27 protein-coding genes are annotated in these 25321 nt (G+C 21.2%); 26 read left to right on the top strand and 1 reads right to left on the bottom strand.

What is annotated here, in order from left to right:
* Positions 1-37 precede the first annotated feature (37 nt).
* The 7 genes from STURON_RS03500 (at position 38) to STURON_RS03475 (ending at position 5225) form a co-directional block, all read left to right on the top strand.
* Positions 38-232, top strand: a complete 195-nt coding sequence (locus STURON_RS03500) for a hypothetical protein (protein ID WP_075048500.1) — start codon at positions 38-40, stop codon at positions 230-232.
* Between the two features lie 304 nt (positions 233-536).
* On the top strand, positions 537-674 hold the full coding sequence (locus STURON_RS05800) for a hypothetical protein (RefSeq protein ID WP_156412830.1): 138 nt from the start codon (positions 537-539) through the stop codon (positions 672-674).
* Positions 655-921, top strand: a complete 267-nt coding sequence (locus STURON_RS03495; RefSeq protein ID WP_075048499.1) for a WXG100 family type VII secretion target — start codon at positions 655-657, stop codon at positions 919-921. The genes STURON_RS05800 and STURON_RS03495 overlap by 20 nt, the downstream gene beginning before the upstream one ends.
* A gap of 766 nt (positions 922-1687) precedes the next feature.
* Positions 1688-1933 (top strand): hypothetical protein, encoded by a 246-nt coding sequence (locus STURON_RS03490; RefSeq protein ID WP_075048498.1) that lies wholly within the window; start codon positions 1688-1690, stop codon positions 1931-1933.
* Between the two features lie 794 nt (positions 1934-2727).
* Positions 2728-3039 (top strand): hypothetical protein, encoded by a 312-nt coding sequence (locus STURON_RS03485; protein WP_075048497.1) that lies wholly within the window; start codon positions 2728-2730, stop codon positions 3037-3039.
* 76 nt (positions 3040-3115) lie between these two features.
* Positions 3116-3331 (top strand): heavy-metal-associated domain-containing protein, encoded by a 216-nt coding sequence (locus STURON_RS03480; protein WP_075048496.1) that lies wholly within the window; start codon positions 3116-3118, stop codon positions 3329-3331.
* Positions 3332-3392: 61 nt separating this feature from the next.
* Positions 3393-5225: a heavy metal translocating P-type ATPase gene (locus STURON_RS03475; protein ID WP_158500516.1), complete on the top strand. Its 1833-nt coding sequence runs from the start codon at positions 3393-3395 to the stop codon at positions 5223-5225.
* 1477 nt (positions 5226-6702) lie between these two features.
* On the opposite strand, the gene STURON_RS03470 is transcribed toward STURON_RS03475, so the two are convergent.
* Complete coding sequence (locus STURON_RS03470; RefSeq protein ID WP_075048494.1) at positions 6703-7572, bottom strand: aldo/keto reductase; 870 nt, start codon at positions 7570-7572, stop codon at positions 6703-6705.
* Between the two features lie 112 nt (positions 7573-7684).
* Here STURON_RS03470 and STURON_RS03465 point away from each other — a divergent pair, with 112 nt between their 5' ends.
* The 19 genes from STURON_RS03465 to STURON_RS03385 all read left to right on the top strand — a co-directional run bounded on the left by STURON_RS03465 (position 7685) and on the right by STURON_RS03385 (position 25308).
* Positions 7685-8056, top strand: coding sequence for a MerR family transcriptional regulator (locus tag STURON_RS03465; RefSeq protein WP_075048493.1), 372 nt, complete (start codon positions 7685-7687; stop codon positions 8054-8056).
* 91 nt (positions 8057-8147) lie between these two features.
* Entirely contained in the window at positions 8148-8750 is a 603-nt protein-coding gene (locus STURON_RS03460) for a flavodoxin (RefSeq protein WP_075048492.1), read from the top strand.
* Between the two features lie 2290 nt (positions 8751-11040).
* Positions 11041-13347, top strand: coding sequence for a hypothetical protein (locus STURON_RS03455; RefSeq protein ID WP_075048491.1), 2307 nt, complete (start codon positions 11041-11043; stop codon positions 13345-13347).
* Between the two features lie 400 nt (positions 13348-13747).
* Positions 13748-13888, top strand: coding sequence for a hypothetical protein (locus STURON_RS05795; RefSeq protein ID WP_156412829.1), 141 nt, complete (start codon positions 13748-13750; stop codon positions 13886-13888).
* 21 nt (positions 13889-13909) lie between these two features.
* Positions 13910-14485, top strand: a complete 576-nt coding sequence (locus STURON_RS03450) for an Mbov_0396 family ICE element transmembrane protein (RefSeq protein WP_075048490.1) — start codon at positions 13910-13912, stop codon at positions 14483-14485.
* Positions 14464-15477, top strand: a complete 1014-nt coding sequence (locus STURON_RS03445) for an Mbov_0396 family ICE element transmembrane protein (RefSeq protein WP_075048489.1) — start codon at positions 14464-14466, stop codon at positions 15475-15477. Before STURON_RS03450 ends, STURON_RS03445 begins: the two co-directional genes overlap by 22 nt.
* Positions 15478-15542: 65 nt before the next feature.
* The gene (locus STURON_RS03440; protein WP_144416190.1) at positions 15543-15749 is read left to right on the top strand and encodes a hypothetical protein; all 207 of its coding nucleotides are present in this window, start codon (positions 15543-15545) and stop codon (positions 15747-15749) included.
* A gap of 346 nt (positions 15750-16095) precedes the next feature.
* Positions 16096-16386, top strand: coding sequence for a hypothetical protein (locus STURON_RS03435; protein ID WP_075048487.1), 291 nt, complete (start codon positions 16096-16098; stop codon positions 16384-16386).
* 221 nt (positions 16387-16607) lie between these two features.
* Positions 16608-18026 (top strand): AAA family ATPase, encoded by a 1419-nt coding sequence (locus STURON_RS03430; protein ID WP_075048486.1) that lies wholly within the window; start codon positions 16608-16610, stop codon positions 18024-18026.
* A gap of 2 nt (positions 18027-18028) precedes the next feature.
* On the top strand, positions 18029-18586 hold the full coding sequence (locus STURON_RS03425; RefSeq protein WP_075048485.1) for a hypothetical protein: 558 nt from the start codon (positions 18029-18031) through the stop codon (positions 18584-18586).
* 17 nt (positions 18587-18603) lie between these two features.
* Entirely contained in the window at positions 18604-18729 is a 126-nt protein-coding gene (locus tag STURON_RS05955; RefSeq protein ID WP_257719729.1) for a hypothetical protein, read from the top strand.
* Between the two features lie 142 nt (positions 18730-18871).
* The gene (locus STURON_RS03420; protein ID WP_075048484.1) at positions 18872-19087 is read left to right on the top strand and encodes a hypothetical protein; all 216 of its coding nucleotides are present in this window, start codon (positions 18872-18874) and stop codon (positions 19085-19087) included.
* Complete coding sequence (locus STURON_RS03415) at positions 19071-19517, top strand: OmpH family outer membrane protein (RefSeq protein WP_075048483.1); 447 nt, start codon at positions 19071-19073, stop codon at positions 19515-19517. The genes STURON_RS03420 and STURON_RS03415 overlap by 17 nt, the downstream gene beginning before the upstream one ends.
* 126 nt (positions 19518-19643) lie before the next feature.
* Positions 19644-20324 (top strand): hypothetical protein, encoded by a 681-nt coding sequence (locus tag STURON_RS03410; protein ID WP_075048482.1) that lies wholly within the window; start codon positions 19644-19646, stop codon positions 20322-20324.
* A gap of 242 nt (positions 20325-20566) precedes the next feature.
* Positions 20567-20824, top strand: a complete 258-nt coding sequence (locus STURON_RS03405; RefSeq protein WP_075048481.1) for a hypothetical protein — start codon at positions 20567-20569, stop codon at positions 20822-20824.
* 637 nt (positions 20825-21461) lie between these two features.
* Positions 21462-21809, top strand: coding sequence for a hypothetical protein (locus STURON_RS03400; protein WP_075048480.1), 348 nt, complete (start codon positions 21462-21464; stop codon positions 21807-21809).
* A gap of 134 nt (positions 21810-21943) precedes the next feature.
* Positions 21944-22510 carry a hypothetical protein gene (locus STURON_RS03395; protein ID WP_075048479.1) on the top strand — a complete coding sequence of 189 codons (567 nt, stop codon included), beginning with the start codon at positions 21944-21946 and terminating at the stop codon, positions 22508-22510.
* Positions 22511-22747: 237 nt separating this feature from the next.
* Positions 22748-23695 (top strand): LacI family DNA-binding transcriptional regulator, encoded by a 948-nt coding sequence (locus tag STURON_RS03390; RefSeq protein ID WP_075048478.1) that lies wholly within the window; start codon positions 22748-22750, stop codon positions 23693-23695.
* A 56-nt stretch (positions 23696-23751) separates the two neighbouring features.
* The gene (locus tag STURON_RS03385; protein WP_075048477.1) at positions 23752-25308 is read left to right on the top strand and encodes a PTS transporter subunit EIIC; all 1557 of its coding nucleotides are present in this window, start codon (positions 23752-23754) and stop codon (positions 25306-25308) included.
* Positions 25309-25321 lie beyond the last annotated feature (13 nt).

Below are 25321 nucleotides of genomic sequence, written 5' to 3'. Positions count from 1 at the left end.
GTCTATAAATAAAGCTTTAAAGGAGTAAAAAATTAAAATGACTAACTGTGAAAAACAAATTGAAGCATTAAATAAAGAATGACAAGATAAATTAAATAAAGAGTTAAAAAAGAGTGATGCTAAATTTAAGGAACTCAAGGAAAATAATGAAAGAGAAATGCAAAAACGTGATCAAGAAATGCAAAAATTAGTTAATGTTTTAAAAAAGAACAATATTGATTTTGATATGTAAAAATATGTTATTATATAAGTAGCAAATAGAGCATTAGTGGAACTACTAGTACTCTATTTTTTTATTTTCATTAAAGATAAATACTAGCTTATGCTAGTTTTTTAATTGTTATAGAATTTAGGCGCATAGATGTAAAAATAAATAAAGAATTAAATATGTTGAGATTGATGAAAGTCTTATAGTACTTATCAAAAAAATGATTTTCTGGTAATAATTGATTTAATTGAAGCAAGTAAAATATCTCCTAAAGAAGCAAAATTAAGATAAATAAATAATGTATTAAAAGATATATTTGGGGTGAAAAATGACTAAATTAAATAAAATAGTAATATTTGATTTATTTAAAGATGATATTAACAATGAGATTAATTTTCAATTTAATAAAGAAACAAATACTTCTGAAGAAATTTTTGAAGCAATAAATGTTGAAAAAATTTTGTAATGAAGAAAGAATCATTTATAATAAAAATATAAAGGAAAAAATTAAACAATCACATCATTTTGTTTATAAGTTGTATCTAATAATGAATAAAAACTGTGAAAAACAAATCGAAGCATTAATTAAAAAATGGCAAGAAAAGTTTGATCAAGAATTTCAAAAATATGATCAAGAACTTCAAAAATATGATCAAGAATTTCAAAAATTAATTAAGGTTTTAAAAAAGAACAATATTAATTTTGAAATTTAAATTTATCTTATTAATGTATATATAATCAATAGAGTATTGGTGACTAAACTTCATTTATTTATTTTAGATTATTTTTTAGTTAATAAATAAAGAATAAAGTTTATATATAATAAAAAAGAAAGAAATAATAGTTTTAAAATATATATTTATTTGAAATTTGAAAAAAAATTAATCCTTCTTATAAGAAGCATATAGAATTTTTTTGGTTATTTGCTAAAATAATAAATATCAATAATTAATATATAAAAATGAAAACTATAACAAAAAACTAATATAGCTAATATAAATATTTACTTATTCATAATATTTTATTCTCATTGTTTTATATAATATAAAATAAATATAGTTCAATCAAGATTTTATTTCCTAACCATTTAATGATTAAGTAACATTTATTGTTTAACTCAAAAGATACTTTTAACATTTTTTTATAATTAAAATTAAAAAATCAAATCTAACTGCAAAATAAATATAGTAATTAAACTTTCACAATACAAAAACTAAATTATTTTAATTATATTTTTACTTAACTAATAAAATAATATTTATCTTAATAAATTAAAAATTACATTAAATATAGTTGAATTTTATTTGATTATAATTACTTGTTATTAGCACAATTAAAATAATTTTAATCCTTAAAAACCTTTGTTTATTAATAAAATACTTTACTTCTATTTAATTTAATATAAGTTATAAATAAAAATATAAATTCAGATTTCTTTTTAAATGTAAAGTAATAAAGAAAAGAAAGAAAATTTATAAAATGAATAAATTACATGTATATGTAATGATTATGGGTCAAATTATTATTGTATTACCTACTATAGGAGTTAGTTATTTATTTTTTTATAAAGATGATATTATTCTAACAAAAAAAAAAAAAATTATACCTAATATTGATGTTAGTGAAGTTAAATATAATAATTCAAATAAACCAGCAGATGTTAAATATGTTAATGATTTTACAATATTATGTGTAGATAATTATGTTGATTTAGAAACAAATTAATAGGAACTTTCATTAGTAGTAACACTTGTAGGAAGCAATTCAACAAATAGTTATACAGAATATTTAAAAAATAATTCATCATTTAAATATATTGATAAAAAATTAAAGCTAGTTTTAATAAATGATTCACATAATTGATCTTATGAGTATAAATATTTTAGTTATTATATTTAGTCAAATAATAAATATGAACTACATTATGAATCCAATAAATATAATTTTTTTACAGTAATTATTAATACAATAAAACATACATTAAATTTATAGTAATTTTAGCGAATCATTTTGCTAAAAGTTTTTTTATAATAAGTAATTAATATATTTTTTTAATGTAGTAATCAATTGGTTTAGATTGTATTATAAATATGATTAAATAATATAAAGTTATTAAATGAACTTGCTGAATTAAATAATAGTTAAAGATGATAGTTTAATAAATGATGCAGTTTTTAGGGAGAAAAAAAACTATGGCATTAGAAAAGGTTTAATTATATTCTTATATAAGAATAAAAATATTATAAATAAAATAAAGTCTTTTTAACTTAATAAATAAAATTAAAAAAATAAAGTAAACTAATACAAGTCAGTTTTTTATGGAAAATTATATCAAAATAAAAGTTGAAATTTTAAAATAAATTTATCTTAAAATTTATATTTATAATTGATACACAATAGTTTATATATAAAAGATAATAATGTAACCATGATTTCTAAAATATTTTTTTAAAGTAATTTTAAATTTTTTTATGTATAATATTTTTATTAGAAGTAACACTTATAAGGAGAAAAAATATATGAACAACAATCAAAAAGAAAGTGGCTTAGCACAAGGGGCATACATATTAATGATACTTGCAACAATATCATTTTGTATAATACCAATTTCGTTAGCATGAACTATTCCTATGACATTAAATGCTAAAAAAAGAATCACAAGTTACACTCCAGCAACAGGTTTAGGAGTTTGTGCTATAATCTTTATGCCTATTTTAGGTTTAATTGCAGGTATATTATTATTATGCAATAATGAAAATAGTTATACTTCATTAGGAACAACATCTATTAATCAAAACCAAGAAGTAAATAATGCTAACGTAATTGATTAATACTTAAAATGAGTTATACTCATTTTTTTATTTTTTTAGTTAAATTAGGTTTATAATTATTAAATAAGGTGAAAATATGAAAGAAATTAAATTATTAATAAACAATCTTGACTGTCCAAATTGTGCATTATCAGTTGAAAAATCACTTAAAAAAATAAATATAATTAATGTTAAAGTTTTAATACCTTTAAAAGAAGTACATTTTGAGTATAATGAAGCAAATATCTCTTTAGAAACTATTATAAAACACCTAAAAAAACAAGGTTTTGATTGTGAAATGATTGAAGAATAATAATGTTAATATAATAACCTTAATAATTCTATGATTATTTGGTTTGTTAATAATATGTGCAATGATAGTTAGTCATTATTATACTAAAAACATATTTTCAACTATTTTTTATAATAAATATTTTTTATTCTCAATTGCAATATTTTCTACATATATATATGGTTTTAATTTTATTAAAAAAACCTACTATGAATTATTTGTTTGAAGAAAAATAGGTATGAATCTATTAATATTTATATCAACTCAAACTGCATTTATTTATTCATCTTATCAATTGGCGATAAATAACTTTCCAGAACTAATTGAGGTAAACATTTTTGTAGTTTTATTTGTAAAAACGGGTGATATAATTAACAATAAACTTAGAAAATTAGTTTCAAAAGATTTAAAAAGTTTAATTTCTTTAATTCCGAATGAAGTAATTACAGTTGTAAATAATACAGAAAAATTAAAAAAACTAAGTTTAGTTAAAGAAAATGAATTAGTTAAGGTATTAAAAGATCAAGTCATTCCAATTGATGGTTTTTTAGTAAGTGAAAATAGAAAAATAAATACCCAAATAATTGATGGTGAAAATAATAATAAAACATTTTTTAAGCATGATACTTTATTTGCAGGTATGATAAATAAAGATATTGATTTAATAATGAAATCAACTACAACTATTAAAAACTCGTTCTTAACTAAGATAATTAATAAAGTTGCACTAGTTCAATCAGAAAAAACTAAATTACAAACTATAATTGATAAAATTATTATATGATTCACACCATTAATAATACTTTTAGCAATATGTGGGTTTGTTTTATCATATCTTGTTTTAAATTATGGAAATATTTATATTGCAATAAAAATTGCAATTACAATATTAGTAACTGCTTGTCCATGTTCATTAGGTATTGCAATACCATTAGCTATTATGATAGGCTCTTTGAAAGCTGCTAAGAAAAATATTATATTTAATAAGCCTGACGCATTTGAAAAATTAATTAAAATTAATGTAATAGCTTTTGATAAAACAGGTACCTTAACAAAAGGTGAAGTTAAAGTAGTTAATTTTATTGGAGATGAGTCATTTCTTGAAATATTGTGAATAATTGAATCTAATTTAACTCATCCTTTAGCTGATGGAATACTTAATTATATAAGAGATAAAAATTTAATATTTAATAAGGAAAATAACTTTAAAAAAGTTAATAGGTTTGAATTTATATTAAATAATAAAAACTATAAACTTTTGCCAATTTCTAAATATAGTGAATCTTTTGATAAAGTAATTAATTTTGATATAAATAAATTAGAAAATACAACAACATTTTTAATTGAAAATGATGTAATAGTTTGTTTAATCGAGTTTAAAGATAAGTTAAGAGAAAATGTTGAAGAATCAATTCAAAAGTTTAAAAGCCTTGGTCTTGAAGTTTTTATAATTACTGGTGATAATAAAAAAGTTTCAGAAAAATTAGGATTGGAATTAAAAGTAGATAAAGTTTATTACGAGAAAACAATTGAAGAAAAATTAGATGTTATAAATAATATTCAAAAACAGAATAAAAAAGTTTTATATGTTGGTGATGGTATGAATGATATATTAGCAATTCAAAAGGCAGATTTATCTATATCTATAATTACTAATAGCTCTTTTTTAAACTTAGAATCAGATGTAAGTTTATTAAATCCAAATATTTGATTGATTTATGAATCATTTAAATTAGCTAAGTTTACTAAAAAAATTATTATTACAAATTTATTTTGGGCCTTCATCTATAATAGCATTGTAATACCTTTAGCAATATTTTCAGTTTTAACTCCAATGATTGGTATGGCATTAATGTTTTTATCTTCATTTTTAGTACTTTTAAATTCTTTTATTTTAAAAAATTTAAGGTTGTAATTATTATAATTTAATTTATAAATATTCATATTATTATTTATTAAAATAATCTTTATTTATATTTATTGTAAATATATTATTTAAATAATAATCTATTATGTTCCAAATTAAAAGATTAATAAATAAAGAGTATATAAATTTTTTAATTATTTACAAATTTAGTGATATTCTTATTTTTTACTTATAACCTTTAATTTTTAATGAAATCATGATTATAAGCAATATTATATTTATATATCGGTTATGTATTAACTCTATTAAAACTCTTGTATTAGTTACATCTTTAACAAGGTTTCTAAATAATGAATATCCATATAGTTTTTATTTATATTAATGTTTTTTTTAAATCTTTATAAGACCATCTCTTGTACAACATTGACACTAAGAGCATTATATTTTTTTTATGAATCTCATAATTTAAGGTAGTTTTACAAGATCAATATTTCTTATTTCTTTTATTATTTTTTTAATTAATATTAATTGAATGATTGTTTGCAATTCAAGAATAAAGAAAAATAAACTCAACGAAATTATTAAATAAATTAATTTTATATTTATTATACTTTCTCTGTGACTTATTTTTCCCACCTTTTAATTAAATATCATATTTTTTTCATACAGCATAATTTAATTATTTTACAAAAAGTGATACAAGTTAAATTTTAAAATAAGTTTATTTGAAGTGATGGAAAATACTATTATAGGATCATTTTTCAAATCTTCTTACATGTGTTTATATCCTTTTATTTTTCGATAAATTAATGCAAGAAGGCATGCACTTTTAAAAAATTTTTATTTTTAATTTATCTTTTAACTTTTCATTTTTTGGTTATTTATTGTATTTTCTATTTCTTTTCACTCAATGATATGTCTGAATAACACCACTTTTTAAATTTAATTTTTCTATTATTACCTTTAATTTATCAACATTTAAAAAAATTTTAACAGCTATTAATTTTATTATTTTTTATCTATTATTTTTGTCTTATAAAAACAGTCTTTCTATTTATTATATTATTTACATAATTATCACCAATATGTTAAATTTTAGTTTGTTTATTATAAAAGATAAAAAAAATTAATCTTTAAAATTTTTTAGAAAAAGTAATGTTAAAAGTTATATTCATCTCAGCGTAACATAAAGAAAAGCTTTTTATATTAAAATAAACCATTTAAATTAATCTTAACTTAATTGTAGTTATAGTAATAATTGAAATAGAACAAAGTGCCTTTTCTTATAATCAATAAAATTATAATAATGGGTCACCTAATTTAGAATACAACAAAGTAACTTTTCAAACTTGTATAGGATTAATATTAAATTTATTTATTATTATATTGTTTTTTGTAATATAAAATACAATTTTTATTCAAGATATTTATTTTGTTTATAAATTTAGTATATAAAAAAATCCTTAAATATAAATTATAATATAATTTTATTTTTAACTTTATATATAAATATCAAAACAATCTATTATTTATTATTATCTCTCTTCTTTACTAAGTTGTACATTAATTCAACCCCTGATATTTCATTATGTTTAAAAAATTGTGATTCATTTAAATCAAGATTACATATTTCACTTAAATCAGATGCGTCTAACTTAAAATCAAAGATTGAAATATTTTCAAGTATTCTATTTTTATTTATACTTTTTGTTACAAAAGGTATATTTCTCTCAATTAATCATCTAAGTATTACTTGTGCAACTGACTTATTATGTTTTTTAGCAATAGTAGTTAATATTTGATTATTAAATATATCATTTCTTCCTTCAGCAAATGGAGCTCATGCTTGAGGTACAACATTAAATTTTAAGTTGTTATTAATATTATTACTTCTTTGAAAAAACGGGTTTATTTCAATTTGATTTACTGCTGGGGCAAAATTATCATCGTTAAATAAACAAAGGTCTGCTAATTTATCATCATAAAAATTTGAAATACCAATTGACTTTATATAACCTTTACTTCTTAAAAATTTTAAAGCTTCCAAGGATTCTCTATAATAACCAAATGGTTGATGAATAAGAATTAAATCTACATACGATACTTGTAATTTTTTTAATGAAACCATGAAAGAATCAATCGTTTTATTATAATTATAATTACTAACTCAAATTTTTGTAGTTATAAATATATTTTCACGTCCAATATTAGTTTTGGATAATGCATTACCAACAGCTTCTTCATTATAATAACTTTGTGCAGTGTCAATTGCTCTATAACCTGCATCTAGTGCATTTAAAACCGCTTCTTCACATTCTAATAAATTTGTCATTTGATAAGTACCAAATGAAATAATTGGCATTTCATTACCATCATTTAATCTAATTTTTTTCATAATCTACCTCCAATTTATATTTATATTATTTATATTATTAGATTAGAGTTACTCTAAGTCAAGTTATTTAAGAAAAAAAAAAAAATATGGTATATTTGAATTAGGTGAAAAAATGAGTAAAAAATATTATATTAATGATATATGTAAGATTTATAATATTTCAGAACATACTTTAAGATATTATGATAAAAAAATGGTATTAAACTGTTTTAAAAGGGATCAAAATGGTTATAGATACTTAGATGAAAATGATTTAAAAAAAATTGAATTAATAATATGTTTAAAAAAAACAAATTTAAGTTTAAAAGAAATAACTTTATATTTAGAACTAGTTAATAAAGGTGATTCAACAATGAAAGAACGATATGAAATTATAAAAAATCAACTTAAAATTGCAAAAGATTTAAAAATGGATATAGAGTTACAAATTAAATATTTAGTAAAAAAAGTTGATATATTTAAAAAAATTTTAAATAATGATTAAAAATTATTGCATTAGACTTAGTCTAATGCAATATAATTTTTTTTATAATTAGTAGATAAATATTTCTATTAATTATAAAAAGGAGTTTTTTATGAAAAAATTATTAAAATTATTTAGCGTAATATTTAGTAGTAATATATTTTTAATAAATACAATAAGTTGTAGCAATAAAAGTGAACAAGAATATAATTTAACAGATAATACAAGAAAAGATACTATAGTTATTTATTTCTCATGATCAAATAATACGAAAAGTATAGCTAACTATATATCAAGTAAATTAAATTTGGATAAATTTGAATTAAAAAGAAAAAAAGATTATCCAAAAAATTATAATGAACTATCTTTAGAAGCTAAGAATGAAGCAATAAATAACTTAAGACCTGAACTAAAAGAAACACCAGACTTTATAAAAAATTATAAATATATATTTTTAGGTTTCCCGATTTGATGACATTTAGCACCAATGATAATTGGGAGTTTTTTAAATTACTATAATTTAGATAATATACATATATTACCATTTATGACTTCTTCTGGATATTTAGAAGAACACAGGCAAAGAGCAATACAATATTTAAATGATAATTCCACAAAAGGTACTATAATTGAAAAGGAAATTTTTTCAACTAATTTAGTTAATGTTGAAAATTGAATCAAAGATATTTATGTGCCTTTAACTGTAAGTTCTTAAAACTATTATGATCATAGTACTTATTTTTTAAATATATAGATTATTAAAAAAATAAACAGATACATATTAAAGTAAAGCATTAATAAAAACAAATTAGTTATTTAGATTATACAACCTTATAGAAATTATATTGGTAATACTTTTATTACTAATATATTAAATATAAAGGTTGTTTTTATTTGATAAAATAAATTGCTACAAAATAATAGCAATAAAACGTAATTTATTAGAAAAAATGTTAATATAAAAAAGATAAAAAACGTAAAAATTAAATTTAAAAGTATTTTTACTCTGGTATAACAATAATTAAAAGTATTTATTATTAATTATTTAAAAATAAAATTCAATTATCTAACTTCTAAGGGTATTAATTATGTGCTAAAAGATTTAAAAAATAATCTAAATAATATAAAGAAGCAAAAAAAAATATTAATATTTAAAAATTTATAATTAAAAGATAGGAGTATAAAATATTTTTTTAAAGAAGATCTTTTTTTTCTAAATTAATCAAAAAATAGATGGAGATATAGACAAGTGAAAAAGTTTTAAAAAAATTTTTGACTACTAAAATTAGAAATTAAATTTTATTTTTTTTAATTACTTCCATTTTGCTCTTTTTAAATTTATAAATTTTTGTATTATTATACCAATTAATGAAAAAATTTATGTGTTTATAGTTTTCATTAAACTTCATTATATAGTATTAATGTAATTTAAATTTTCTCCTTTTAAACAACCAAACAAATATTTTATTTTTATATTAAATAATGAGTTATCTATTCTAATCGTTAATTTATACTTTTCGTTATTTTATTTTGTCTTTTACCTAAGAGTTTATATATTATTATTCATAATTTAAATTTGGTATAAAATTAGTTATATTAGATTTGTTTAATGTGTCTACAACTAATTAAATATCTTTTTTTAATAAGCATCAAGACTCTATTTTTTAGTATTATTACTAATAGATGCAGATAAATATTAATTAATACCTTTAGCTAATACACCATTATCATAAACATCAATTTCTATTAGGCTGTATTGTTCTTAACTATAAATTTGCTTAACTAGATCAATAAATACATTTAACCTTAGTATTCTATGACTTATGTTTACTTTTTATTAAATTATTTAAAGTATAAAACCTAAATTTTTTAAATGAAGTATTAATATTAAGTAATTGATATTAAATACTTTTATAAGAAAGAGATATTTTTTTATTAAATTAAATAAAAATAACTATATTAAAATAAATTCGATTTATGCTTTTAAATGGCTATAATTACACATTATAAAAAAATTATTATAAAAAATGTTATATGTATTATATAGTTCTTACTTTGATTGTTGTGTTTAATAACTTATTTTGTTAGAAAATGTTTTTTCTTGTTCTTTTCTCTTGTTTTTGACTCGTTATTATATAATCTCTCTTTTTATGTCATTATATAGATTTTTTTTATTATTATGATTTTTCATTCCATAATTATATTAACAAAGATTTATTTTTAGTTCTTTTTAAATATCAATGAGTATTATAAAGTCATTATCTTTTTAAGTGTATTTAACTTATTAATTAAATTTATAACTTTTCATTAAATAGTTATTTAACCTTATTTTTTAAATTAAGTAAAGTTAATTTTATTTTTTCTTAATGTTAGAATTTCTTGTTGTACACAATTTTTTGTTTCTGTTGCACTATTAGTTTATTGTTAATATTTTCACGTCTAATATAAAAGTGAAATACAAATATTATTAAATTAAATATTTATTTATAATTTTTATTTAAATTATAAGTAGCTTCTTCTTGAAAAATATAATTTTTTATATAAGCAACATAATTAACATCTAAGTTATTTTTTAAATTTAATAAGTTTTTTTAATAATACTTTTTATTAGAATAGTTAAATTTAATTTATTAAATAAATAATCAATCAACAAAATAAATCTAAGTGGACAGGTACAAAAGTATTTTTTTTAAGATCAGTAGAGTTATTTAATTAATATAAATCAATTTAGAATATCAAAGTACATCAAAAAAATATATCTATAAAATATATTTAAAAGTTAAGATAATATAAAAAAATATTGTTATATATCATTTATTTTTTTGTTATATATTTGTAAATTATTAATAAAAAATAATCTTTTCACAGATGCATATTATAATAATAATGTATTTAAAAATACTTTAATACTTGGATAATTGTTTTATTTTTATTTTTTATAGCAGAATTATTGTTTTATTAATATTAAAAAATTAAATTTATTTATTTAAGTAGGAGATAGACATTTGTTTTGTATCATTGTAAATAACAACTTTTATTATGTTGTAAATGTTAGAGATAATAAAATTTTACTTGGATTTAACTTTGTAAGAGATGCTTTTGCATACATTGCAGAACTATATATATCTAATAATTATATTTTAAAAACAAGTATTGTACTTATAAAAGTACCTGTATATATAAATACAATTAAATATAACCCTAATTATAATTTTTTATATAATGAATTAATGTTTGTAGAGCTTAGTAATTTATGAATATATCCTAACTTATTACATAATTATAATTATCATGACACTTATGGTTACAATAACATCCAAAATTATGAATCTAATGAAGTAATCGAAGAAAAATTTGATGAAGAAGTAAAAAAAGAAGAGTTAATAAAACAAATCCAACCAGAAGTTTTAAATTCTATAAAAATAAAAAATTTAAAAAATAAACAATTTGAAAAGTTAAAAAGTGAAAATAATATAATCAATGATAATATCAAAAAGAAAAAAAGTTCTAAAAAACTTTACTGAGTTATATTTTTACTAATAATTATCTTATTAGTATCATCTTTAATAGGGGTTGGATTATATTTATTTTTACTTAATAATAATTCTAATGGTAATACAAATAATGGTAATAATCCTAATAATGAAATAGAGAAAATATTTGATAATAATGAAATTGATTTTATAAAAAAAATAGATTATGTTAAATCAATCTCATATGATGAACAAATAAAAGATCTAGAAGTTGTTGATAAAAATTATGAAGACGAGTTTATTGTTACATTTGATACAACAAATAATTTAATTAATATTGAAGTTAAAGAAGAAACTTTAATTGGTAATTATAATTTAAAATTTAAAACAGTTGAGTTTAATTTAGAAGAACAGATAAAGATAAATGTTAAAGAACCAGTAAATATATTTGATAAAGATATATCTCCAATAAGAGTTACTGTAAATACTAGTTTAGAAATAAATTATAACAAGCAGGTAGATGAACTTCAAATTGTATCTTACTCTAAGCTGGGTATTGTAAATGCTTCAATAAATACAAATAACTTTAAAGTGATTTTAAATGGATTAGATATTGGAGAAACTACAATAACTTTTAGTGCTACTAATGCATTAAAAGAAAGCATTATAGTAATTGTCTATAATGATGAATCAAAAGAAAAAATAAATTTAGATAAGAAAGAATTAACATTAGATATAATTGATGGAGTCAGACCAAAAGAAACTATATCTTATAATAGTAAAATTAATAATTTAAAATTAAAACAAAGTCCTGATTTCTTAAAAGTCACAATTGAATCATCAATTATTATAGTTGAAGCTTTAAGCGAGGGATTCAGTAATTTAGAGTTTTATGCAGATAATGCTATAGAATCAGAATTTCTAAAAGTAAATGTTAATGAAATAAATACCCCAATAATTGATGAAGTTAGTGATATAGAGTTATCAATTAAAGATGATCCAATCAATAAAACAGTACAGATAAAAAATAAAATCGAAGGAGAAAAATTAGATATCAATAATAAATCATCAAATATAGCGGAAGTAACTTATGATGATAATAAAAGTGTCTTGACTATAAAACCTTTAGAAATTGGGTCAACTAATATTACTTTGAAATACAAAAATGCAACAAATAGATATTTTAAAGTAACAGTTGTTGATTTATTTGATATATCTAAATTTGAAATAATAATGGATTACGTACAAGGTTTTGAAGAAAAAACAAAAGATCAAGATTTAAATGATAAAGACAAAGAACTTTTGATTTCAGAACTTTTTAAATTAAATGGTTATGTAAATAATGAATATAAAAAATATAAAAATGACTTAATTCTAAATAACTTTCACACAATTCAAGGTCAAAAAATAAATAGAAAATTTAACTTATCTTCAAAATCAGGATCTAAATTAGTTAAAGGAAAATTAGTAGATGTATTTTTTAGAGCCAGCCCTTTAGATTTATCAGACAAGGAAAACCAAATAAAAACTGTTGGTTCAAATATAACAGATTTAAAATCAAATGAACTATCTGATAAGAACAAAGTAAGTAATAGCATTTTGCAATATTTTATAAGTTTAAATAAAGATTTAAATCCAATGAACATTAAAAATGTAGAGATTAAGAAAGGTTCAGCTGTTAACAAAAACTCTAGTGGGAATGCAGAAGGATTATATAATTTAATAATTAAAGCAAAAGATAATCAAAATGATATAAAAAATGAAACTAGTTTTAAATTTGGTGTATTTTGAATCGAAGGTAAGGAATTTTTTGTTGATATCGAATCTTTATTTAATTAGTTATATTTTTGAAATATTTTATTAATAATATATCTTAATTATTTATTAAAATTATTTGTAAAAAATAAAACTATGTTAATAATTATGTTAATTTATAAGCAACAAATAAAGCACTAGTACTCCTTTTTTTTATTAAATTCAAATACTAGCTATAGCTAGTATTTTATTTGTGTTTTCCTAATGGAAAATAAATGAAAAGAGTTATAGAGATGTTGAAAAATTATAATAAAGTTGATAATTTTATGAATTATAGATTATTTTAAAATTCAGATGATAATCAGCCAAAAGATTTTAAACCTTTAGTTGATTATATAACTGGATATGGTTTAGCATTTGTTACTGCAATTTGTACTATAGCTACAATTTATTTAACTTTTATATTAATAAAATTGGCTTAAGAATGAGTAAAGCATCAGCAAATAGAGAAATTGAAGAAAGAAGTGCTGCATTAAAAGATATAATATGAGCTTTAATAGGTGCAGGATTGGTTTTCATTGCTGGATCAACTGCTGGTGTTTTTGCAGCTATATTTTTTTCATAATAATAAAAAGGAGGATAAGAAATGTTTGATTGAATACCGGATTTAATTATGACGGGAATTTTGAATATCATTTGATTAATTTTTATTCAAGGTCCCTTATCATTAATTTCTGCAGTTCACAAAGTTTTTGTATATTTAACAACAGGAATAGTATATGACATTATTTTTAATGGAAAAAAAGACTTTGACATTAAAAATATTCCAACTAGTTTTTGAGCGTTTTGTATTCTAGGTTTGTTTTTATCAGTTTTAATATTTACAATTCAATATTTTACATATACATTTAACGAAGATTTACAATTAAAAGAAAGAATTGCTAAGTCTTTAAAATCTACAGGATTAGCTATAGTATTTGTGTTTTTTATACCAATTGGTTTCTATGGTATATTATTTTTAATTGAGTTTTTAAATAAATCTTTTCAATTAAGTTTTGGTACAAATAGTAGAAATTTAGCTGATATTTTATATAAACTTGGTGATAAAAATTGAGATGGAAGCAATGTAGTTGTTCCAAATGATTATGGTTCACCAGATAATATCAAAGACTATAATATGATAGTTGAAATTCTTGGTGTATGATTTTTACTTTATTATTAATTATGCTGTGTATGGGAGTTGTGCAAAAATTAATAGAGTTATTTTTATTATTTATAATTGGTCCATTGGTTGCAGCATGAATGGTCAATGATCATGGAGCAAGACTAAAACAATGAAAAGATATGACAATGGCTAAAAGTCTTATTAGTATTGGTAACATATTAAGTTATATGATAATGATAAATTTTTTAACATTATTTATAACTAATATAAGTCAAGGGACTACTTTTAAAGATTTTAGTTTTATAGAAAGAAGTTTTGTATATGTTGTAGTAATATTAGGTACATGTACTTTCTCACTTGTAGCACCACAGTTGGTTGCTTCATTTACAGGTGGAGAAGGTATAAGTCATGAAGAAGGTAGAAATAGTATTTTAAGTGCAATGCATGGTGGTAATATTTTTAAAACAGGTGCTAAAGCATTAGGGTGAGCAGCTGGTGGAAGTGCTGTATTAGGTTTATTAAAGGGTAAAAAAGGTAAAGAAGGATTAAGTGCCGCAAAAAGTGGATTAGATAATTTAAAAAAAGGTCAAGATATGATGCAAAAACAAAGAGCTAGTGGAATACCAGGGTTTTTTGGAAAAATGGCAAGAGCAACAATGAGTGGGGCACATAATGTAAAAAGTATGTTTAGTGGACAAGGTTGAAGTAATTTAGGAGCAGCACTTGGAGGTGCAGCAGCAGGAGTTGGTGCAGCAATTGTTGGAAATACAGCAGGAGTATTTAAACAAAAAAGAGATGCTTCAAATGAGACTTATGGAGAAACATTAAAAAGAAATAGTAAAAAATATAGTGATAATTATAAAGATTTAAAAAATACAATTAAAAATTCTAAAAAACAAGTTATAAAAGCAAAACAAAAAGGAAGTATGTTTGCTGAAAGTGCAAAAGAAAACTTAAAATTCCAAGAAGCACAAATGGAAAGACTAAGAAAAAAACGAATTAAAAACGAAAAAAGATTAGGAAAACATAATAAAAAAATGAATAAATAAGGAAAATGTGTTTAAAATCACATTTTTTTATTATAATAATAGAAAGAAATAAAGGAGATAAAAAGATGGGTATATTTAGAGCAGCAGGTTGGTTATTAGGAGTTCCAAGTGCAGAAGATAGAGAAACTAGAAGAAATTTTAATCAACAATGTAGTAAAATATGAAACAAAAAAGTGGATTATATAAATAATATGTTAGAATCGATATTTCCAGACGAAATGTTGGGTGGAGGAGCTTCTTTGCTTGATAGTTTTCCTAAGGAATTTGTATAATATAATAGTATTTATTTAGATAAAGTTATTAATCATTATTTATATGATTTTATTGAAGAATATGAAGTTGCTAAAGATGAAGATTCAAAAGATGAAATTGATAAAAAACATTTAAGAGGAATTTGAAAACAAAAAAAATCAATTGAAGATTTAGAAAAATTAATCGAAACAATTGAAAGGGAAGAAGAATTTGATAAACAAAAAGCTATTAAAACTCAAATGGTAAATCAAAATAATAATAATCTTGATAAAGAAATTGAGATATTAAAACTGCAGAAAGAGATATTAGAATTAAAAGCAAAACTTGGAGAAAAAGATATAGACAGGGAAAAATAGGGGTAAAAGAATGAGTAAAGAAATTGTTGCATGAGAAAATGCAATTATAATAAATAATAAAAATAAGAATCAATTTAGATTGTGTTATATATGTAAAACTGAGATGAATCATGGCACCAAGTGAAATAGTGATTTAAATCAACATAATGGTTGAAACATAGATCATATTGACGTTAATGAAAGTAATGATATTTCGAAAAATTTATGTGCAGTTCATTATGAATGTAATTGAAAAAAAGGCAATAAGGATTACACACAATTGTATAAAGACGCTAAAAACTTAAATTGAACAATAGAATAAAACATCTTATATTATTAGGCAAATAATTTAATAGTTTAAAAAAGGTATAGAAAATAATTCAGAACATTAACAAAAATTGCAAAATTATATAAAAAATAATGTTTATTATATTCATATGGTAATTTTAAGGTATAAATTTTATAGAATTGAGACTTTAAAATTACAAAATGCATTAGAATTAAAGAAAATTATATTAAAAGACAAAGATAGGAATGATAAATTTGAAAAGAATTGAGATTAAAAATTATAGATGTTTTAAAAGTGTTACTCTTGATTTTGGTGTGGAAAATTTTTTTATAGGGGAAAACAATACAGGTAAAAGCTCTTTACTAAAATTATTAGATTCTTTATACAAAAATAAGTATTTAAATTTTAAAGATACTTATTTATCTGATTATTCTTTAGAAGATTTACAATACGATATAAGTAAACCGGTAGAATTTCTTTATTACTTTACAAGACCTATTGATAAAGGAAAGGAAAAAAATTTTTTTGAGTATATTGAGTTAAAAAATATAGATAAATATATATATCCTTTAATTACTAAATTTGCAACAGTGTCATTAGATCATGAAAATATTGTATTATTTGAAATAGACTACATTTACTATGAAGACAGTTTAAAAATTAAATACATAAAAATTAAAGAATTTATAAAACCAAACTTTTTAAGTAATAAAAACATTTATAATGATATTGCATCATTAACTAAAATACTAAATAGTGAAGACCATATTATTTTATTTGATAAAGAAGTTAATTATAAACATGATCATAATGATAAAACTATTAGAAAAAATTATGAAGACATTACCTTATTTTTTCTAAATTTTTCAAATCTTTCTTTAAGTTTTGATATATTAATAAATTTATATAGTTTAAATATAAATAAAAAGGATGAAAAAGTTGGAGATTTAGTAGAAAGATTACATACTCAGAGAAGTTTTCCAAGAAATATTCATACTAAATATCTTGCCCCTTTAAGACCTATATTTAAAGATTATTATTCATTAAAGGAATTGCAAAACAATAAAGACCTATTATTTTTGCTACAGTTAAGAAAGAAAAAAAATATTTTAAATGAGATTAATAGTTTTTTTAGTAAAACAGGTATGCTTAAGGAAATTAAACTTGAACATGAAAGTAGTAGATTAATTTCTGAACTAATATCTTTACAGTATGAAAATATTTTGAAAAAAGGTTTGAAAATCTCTATATCGGGTACAGGGGTGTCTCAAATTATACCTATTTTATATGAATTGTATAATGCTCATAATGATAAAATATTTATAGAACAACCTGAAGTACATCTTCACCCAAAAGCTCAGGCTGAGCTTGGTGAAATTTTTGCAAATTACTTATTTAAAAATAATTTAAAAAAATACTTATTGAGAGATCAACTATTTATAGAAACACATTCTTTGCATATATTAGATCGTTTAAGATTCTTAATTAAAAAAAAATTAAATGAAAAAGAACATAAAGAAGATGTAGGAGTTTCAATATTTTATTTAGAAAATAAAGTAAATGAAGTGATTGTAAATACAATTTCAATTAATTCTTCTGGTAAATTTAATGGTAATATGGAAAACTTTTTTAAATTTTTTATAGATGAAAGTATAAATAATTTAGAAATATAATTATGGAAAATATAATAATAGATCTGAATATAATTCTAGATATATTCGATTTAAAAAATAAGAGAAAATGTATATCTGAAATTACAAAAGAAAGTTTATTAAAGTTAATTAATAAAGGTAAAAATTTCAACTTAATTATAGCAGGTAAAAAGATGTTTAATGAAATGACTGGTTTTGATAATGAGTTGTATAATGATGCATCAAAAATTAATTTTATTAATTTATTAAAATATAAAACTTATAGTAGTGATTCAATTAATTTGGTTATTGATATCAACAATGATAACTTAAATAATAAAATCGAGAGTTTTATTGTAAATAATTGAAAAGTAAGAAAAGATCAGGTTTATACAAAAAGGCTAAAAGGTGATCCACATATTATATTTGTGGCATACGAATATAAAGTTAAATACTTATTTACAAGAGACGTGGCATTAGCTAAAAAAATAAATAAAAACTTTATTATATATTTCAAAAATGCAAATTTACCAAAAGTTTTCTGCAAGTGTTTTTTACAAGTTCCAAATAATTTTTATATAGATAAGGAAATTGTTATATAATATTAACAGGTGATAAAATGAAAAATGAAAATATGATCATTTATGAAATTGAAAATAACTATAAAAATAAAGAAATAGAAATAAGAATAAAAGAGATAAATAAATTATATGATTTTGAAAATGAAAATTTTAAAATTGAATAATTATGTTATTATATAAGTAGCAAATAGAGCACTAGTGGAACTAGTACTCTATTTTTTTTATTTTCATTTAATACACATACTAGCTTCTGCTAGTTTTTTATTTGTGATTTTCCCCGGGGAAATAAATGAAAAGAGGAATTAGATGGAAAAAGAAGAATTAATAAAAGGCGATTTTAAAATAAATATTTATTTAAAAATAGGTGAAAAAACAATTAATTTAGGCAACGAAGAAGACAGAAATTATTTTATAGAATGTTCAAATAATGGTACTTTATCAAAAGAAGTGGTAAATGAGTATTTTAAATTAATATATGAAGCTCTTGCTGAATTGGAGGATATTAATGATGGAATCAAATAACTTAAAAATAATTTTAGAATTATCAAATGATGAAAATAATAATCCTATAATAGTTTTATCAAATCAAAGTAATAAACCAATTGAATTTTTTAATAAAATTAATATAGACGAACTTAATTTTAGTCAAAAAAACCAATATAATGAGTCTATAAATAAAGCTATAAAGGAGTATAAAATTAATATGACTAAATGTGCGAAACAAATTGAAGCCTTAAATAATGAATGACAAGAAAAATTTGATCAAGAAATGCAAAAACGTGATCAAGAAATTAAGGAACTTAAGGAAAATAATGAAAGAGAAATGCAAAAACGTGATCAAGAAATTAAGGAACTTAAGGAAAATAATGAAAGAGAAATGCAAAAACGTGATGAAGAAATGCAAAAAATAGTTAATGTTCTAAAAAAGAATAATATTGATTTTGAAATGTAACTTTATGTTATTATATAAGTAGCAAATAGAGCACTAGTGGAACTAGTACTCTATTTTTTTATTCCCTTTAATAACATATACTAGCTTCCACTAGTTTTTTATTTGTTATAGAATTGAGGTACATAGATGAAAAAATTAGTATTAAGTTTAATAGCTTTATTTAATTTAAATGGGTTTTTAATTTTAAATCCTAAATATTATGTTAATAAAGTTGGAAATTTTGAAAGTATTAAAAATGATATAAATGAGATTAGTACAAGAGGTGATAGTTATAATCCCACATTCCCAACTATAAGTAAAAGTAACTTGAATATAACTGCAAATGCTCATATATTTTCAACTTCTGGTGGTGATCATGGAGACGTTAAAGAATCAGGTTGAATTAGCATAATAAATATGTTGGATTATGCAAGAAGTGTTGGAGAGTTTTTAAATAATTATAGTAGTATTAGTTATCAATTTGATGCAAGTTATTATCATGACGCTTATGGATATAGTAGTTGAGGTTGATTTAGAGATAAATATAATAAAAATTACAACTTAAAAACTTTACGTGATGCAGGTTCTGGTGGAATAATGTATGAAAGAGATCAAGTATATAAAGAAAATTATCATTCAACAAATAGTAGAAGTAAATATAAGTTAAGAATATCGGGTAATTCTATACAAGGGTATGTAGAAGGACATGCTTGGGGTTATGTAAAACACACTCCTGGAACTAATGGTATTGATGTAAAAGATGAACCAATAATTCATTCTGTTACAATTTATTCTAGTTTTAATCAAAGTAATATTGAAAAAAGATAACTTCTTCAATTAATGATACATTTAATACTAATGGGAAAATAATAAGTGATACTTCTCTAAATATAAGTAACCAGGAAAAAAATGGTGAACAATATAATAAAGATTCTAATAAAGTAAAGAAATAAATAAAAAGATGGATTATCTTTATTCAAAATATAATGATATATAGAATAAACAACCTTAAAGAGACCATATTAGTGATACTTTAAATACTATTATATTCAAAAGAAAGGTTGTTTTTTATGCCAAAAATAATAGATAAAAAGATAAAATTAATAGCTATAAAAAAATTTTTAAATGGTGAAAAACCAAAGTTAATAAAAAAAGATTTAAATTTAAAAAGTGGAGTTGCTCAAATATATCAATGAGTAAAAAGATATAATATTAATGAATTAGAAAGTGAATTAGATTATTCGCCTTGTGAGGTTAATATTTATATGCAGAAAGATATAGAAAATAAATTAATTAAAAAAAAATCAAAAACTTGAAAAAGAGATTAAAAACTTAAAAAAAAAGAAAAATTGAATGACAGGACTAAAATAGAATTCTTCGAAAAGTGCATGCCTTCTTGCATGAATTTATCAAAAGAACAGATGAAGATACAGACAAGTAAGAAGGTTTGAAAAAATGATGCCTATAATATTATTTTTTATGATAACTCAGTTGAGCTTAGTTTAAAGGATAAATGTAAAGCACTTTTTTGTATATTACTCAAATTATGCTAAGTGTTAAATAAAATATCATGATATTTTATCAAGAGGTAAGACAACTAAGTTAAAACGAAAGTATAATAAACGTGCAATTGAATTAATTAATAAGTTCACTAAATTAAATGGTGCTTCAGGCGCTCGCAATGTAAGTTCTTGAATTACGGACAATCATGCAGTTAACATTAGTTATAAAATAGTAAACGAACTAAGAAATAAACATCGCTTGCAAAATTACCAAAAATTAATAGAGTTGCAAAAAAATATACTAGTGAAAGGGGCAATGTGCCAGACTTAATTAAAAAAAGATTTTAAATCACAATATAATTTTCATAAAATTGGTTTGGATGGTTCTTATCTAGATCTTATAATAAATGGGAACAAAACAAAAATATTATGAGAATTTGCATACAATTGATACAATCGAGATATGATTGCTTACAATTTTGATTTCAGTGAGAATTCGCAAGTAGTAAGTAATTATAAAGTTGATTATTCAATTATCCAAATGGATAGAGGTACAGCAAACACTTCTAATATGGTTAAAAACATAATTGAACGTTACCCAAATTTTGTTTTATCAATGTCAGAAGCTGGTTTTAAACATAATGCTCCGACAGAAGCATTAAATGGTTGATTTAAGGAATGTTTTTTTGCAGAATATGGAAATATATTTCTTATTATCCAAGAATTTTTAAATAAATTTGATGAATTTATTATTAAAAGAAACTCTTTACAAACTTACATATACAATAAAAAAAGAAGCCAAATAATATAAAATTTTTAGGTCTCTTTAAGGTTGTTTATTCTGGTTTTTAATAGTTTTTTATTCTTGAATATTTAAGCTTATTACAATTAATTTTTAAAAAATATATTAATATTGTATAATTTTAATGAAAAGAGGATTATAAAATGAAAAAATTAATGAGCATAACTTCGTTATTAGGGATATCAGTTTATTCAATATCAACAACATTTACAGTAACATCTTGCTCTACAAATGGAGAAGAAAAAAAACAAGCAACAGAATTAACCTATGTTGATGGAAAAACTGATTCAGAATTTGTTAATTTATTAAAAAACGATAATAATTTACAATTATCAAATGGTGGTGATACAAATACATATAGAAATTTCAAGTTGAGTGAAGATAATAAAGGTTTAGGTGATGATTATGGCGATACAAAAAATAATTTATTTGAATTTAAGCTTGGAGATTTATTTAGTTTAGAAGGTACTGCAATGTCTAAATTTGATAATCAAGCACCATTTTTCGAACAAACAAAGGACTTAAAAGAAGTTGATGGAAATGATGAACATTTAAATGGTTGAAACACTTTTACAATTAAAGGTAATAAAGGAGATACTGAATTTAAATTAAATTGTTTTTATATAAAAGTTAATATAAATTATGATGAACAAAAAATGGATTTATTAAGTGTAGATCACTTATTTTATAAAACAATTAAAATAAGTTAAATATTATTTTTAATTAAAAAAATAATAATAAGTTAAATATATTAAATATAGCAAGCAAAAAGTAAGCTTAGTAGACCAGTATAAAAATACTGGTTTTTTGTGTTAGAAAGGAAACAATAAATTTATTTAATTAAAATTAAGCTCTATGTATAAACTTACAATATTTTTAAAAAGTTTAATACAGCATGCATTAATAATTTAGTTTATATTTAATATTTATAAGTGTAAAATATCTATATGAAAAAAGAAAAATTTACATACCATACTATTGCAAAAAAAGCTGGTGTAGGTGTAGGAACTGTTTCAAGATATTTTAATAATTATAATATATCTGAAGAATCAAGAAAAAAAATTAAAAATATATTAGATGAAGTCGAATATGTACCTAATTATGCAGCTTCATCTATTAAAAAACCAAACAAAGATGTATACTTAATACTACCATTTAATAGTGAAGAAAAAGCGAATATGGAAATAGTAAATGGTGTAAAAAAATCTTTATCAGAAGAGAATTACAATTTTTTTGTATTCATTTCATCAGGTGACTCTAACAATTATCAAAAAGATTTAAAAACTTTAGAGTATAGAAATTCTTACGGATTAATATTATTACTACCAAAACAAACTACAACTGAATTATATGATCAAATTAAAAAAATTAGAACAACAAAAGTAATAGTTTATAATAGACAAATTGATAATGTTTTATCAGAAGGTATAGAAGATAACCAAATTTTCACGGAATTAGCTTTTAAAATAGATCATACATACAATAACAAAAAAATTGTATTTATAGGTATAACTGATGATGATTTAACCACAGGAAAAATTAGAAAATCTAACTTTATTAATAATATTGTAAATAACAAAGTCGTATCTTATCAATTAAAAAGCAACTCATATGATGATGTTATGAAAGTTATTAAAAGTATAATAAATATAGATAAACCCGATATTATTGTTAGTGCAACACATACAATTGCTTTATCTGTACATAATTATTTAACTGAAAAAAACTTAAGAAATAAATTTATATTAACTGATATTACAAGATTAAATAAAACACAATTTATTAAAAATTTTGATATAAACATCGTGATAGATTATTATTCATTAGGATATAGACTTGGAAATAAATTACTAAATAAATCTATAAAAATGGAAAAATTATTTAAAATTTTATAAAAAGGTATATAATCAAATTATTGGAAACGTTTCCAATAGAAAGGTTATATTTTTTTATGAAAAAGAAAAAAGACGAGAAGATTGATTTTAATCTTAAAGAGTGGTCAGAAAATCTTGTTAATTATTTAGGTGGTAAAGACAATATTTTATCAGCATCTCATTGTTTAACAAGATTAAGATTAGTTCTAAAAGATGAAAATATTATAAATAAAACTGAAATAGAAAATATGAAAGGTGTTAAGGGTACTTTTAGAGCTTCAGGTCAATTTCAAATAGTAATTGGTACAACTGTAGAAACTTATTTTAAAGAATTTGTAATTGTTTCTGGAGTAGAAGGTGTTTCAAAAGAAGAAAATAAAAAAATTGCAAATCAACAACATGGTAATTGGTTTTTAAAAAGTTTAAATTTTTTAGGTGAGATATTTATTCCAATTGTGCCAGTACTAGTTGCAGGTGGGATAATTTTAGGATTTAGAAATATTCTTGAAGCAGATTTTGATGGATTTAAAATTGTTGAATCTGGTCAGTTTTGGAAAGGACTAAATGATTTTTTATGAATACCAGCTCAGGTTTGTTTTTGGTGGTTACCTGTACATATTTGTTGAAGTATTTTTAAGAAACTTGAAGCAGATCAAGTTTTAGGTATAGTCGTAGGTCTTTGTTTATTAGTGCCTCCATTATTAAATGTATATGAAGTATCAGGGGCAGCAGGATCAGAAGGTAAATTTGAGTGAATATGAGATATAATGGGTAAATTAGAAAATGGATCATTTGATTGAGGGTTTATGAAGTATCCATGGAAAATTCAATATACAGCACAAGTTATTCCAGCTTTTGCAATTGGGATTGTTGGTGCATATATTAATAAATGAATTAAAAGAAAATCTCCTGCAGTTGTTAGTCAAATTTTAGTCCCTTTAGTTACTATTTTACCAACATTTACATTAGCAATGTTTGTAATTGGTCCATTTGGTTTCATAGTAGCATCAGTAATTAGCTTTGGTATATCTTGAGCATTTACTAACGCAATTGCCAAATACATATTTGGTTTTATAATAGGTATTATTTATGCTCCAATTGTTTTAACAGGTGTTCATCATTTATTTAATGCTGTATTTGTACAAGATACTATTCAAAATGGTGGTAATTTCTTATTTATTGGAACTTGTGCGCAAGCAATTGCTCAAGGTAGTGCAGTATTAGGTTATATTATAATGAATAGAAAAGATCCAAGATCAAAAGATGTTGGTATCCCTTCAGTAGTTTCTGCATATTTAGGTGTTACAGAACCTGCAATGTATGGTATAAATCTAAAACATATGTATCCATTTATAGCAGCATGTATAGCAACTGGTATAGGATTAGAAATTGCCGTAATTTCTGGAGTTAGTGCAACTAATTCAGGTAATGGTGCTTGACTAGGTATATTAAATGTACAAGTGCAATCAAAAATAAATGGTGTTACAACATGACCAGGAACTGGTTATTTATGATTTATGATTTCAATGCTAGTAACAGCTGGTGCTTCTATTGGACTAACTATAGTTCTTTCAAAAATTAAATACTTTAAAAAATTTAATATAGAGGTAAAAGCAGCTGAACTTTTAAAATAAAGTAGGTATAAAA

It is taken from the genome of Spiroplasma turonicum (assembly GCF_001262715.1).
Lineage (GTDB): Bacteria > Bacillota_I > Bacilli_A > Mycoplasmatales > Mycoplasmataceae > Spiroplasma_A > Spiroplasma_A turonicum.
The sequence above is the reverse complement of the archived record's forward strand: the minus strand, read 5'-3'. Positions and strand labels throughout refer to the sequence as shown.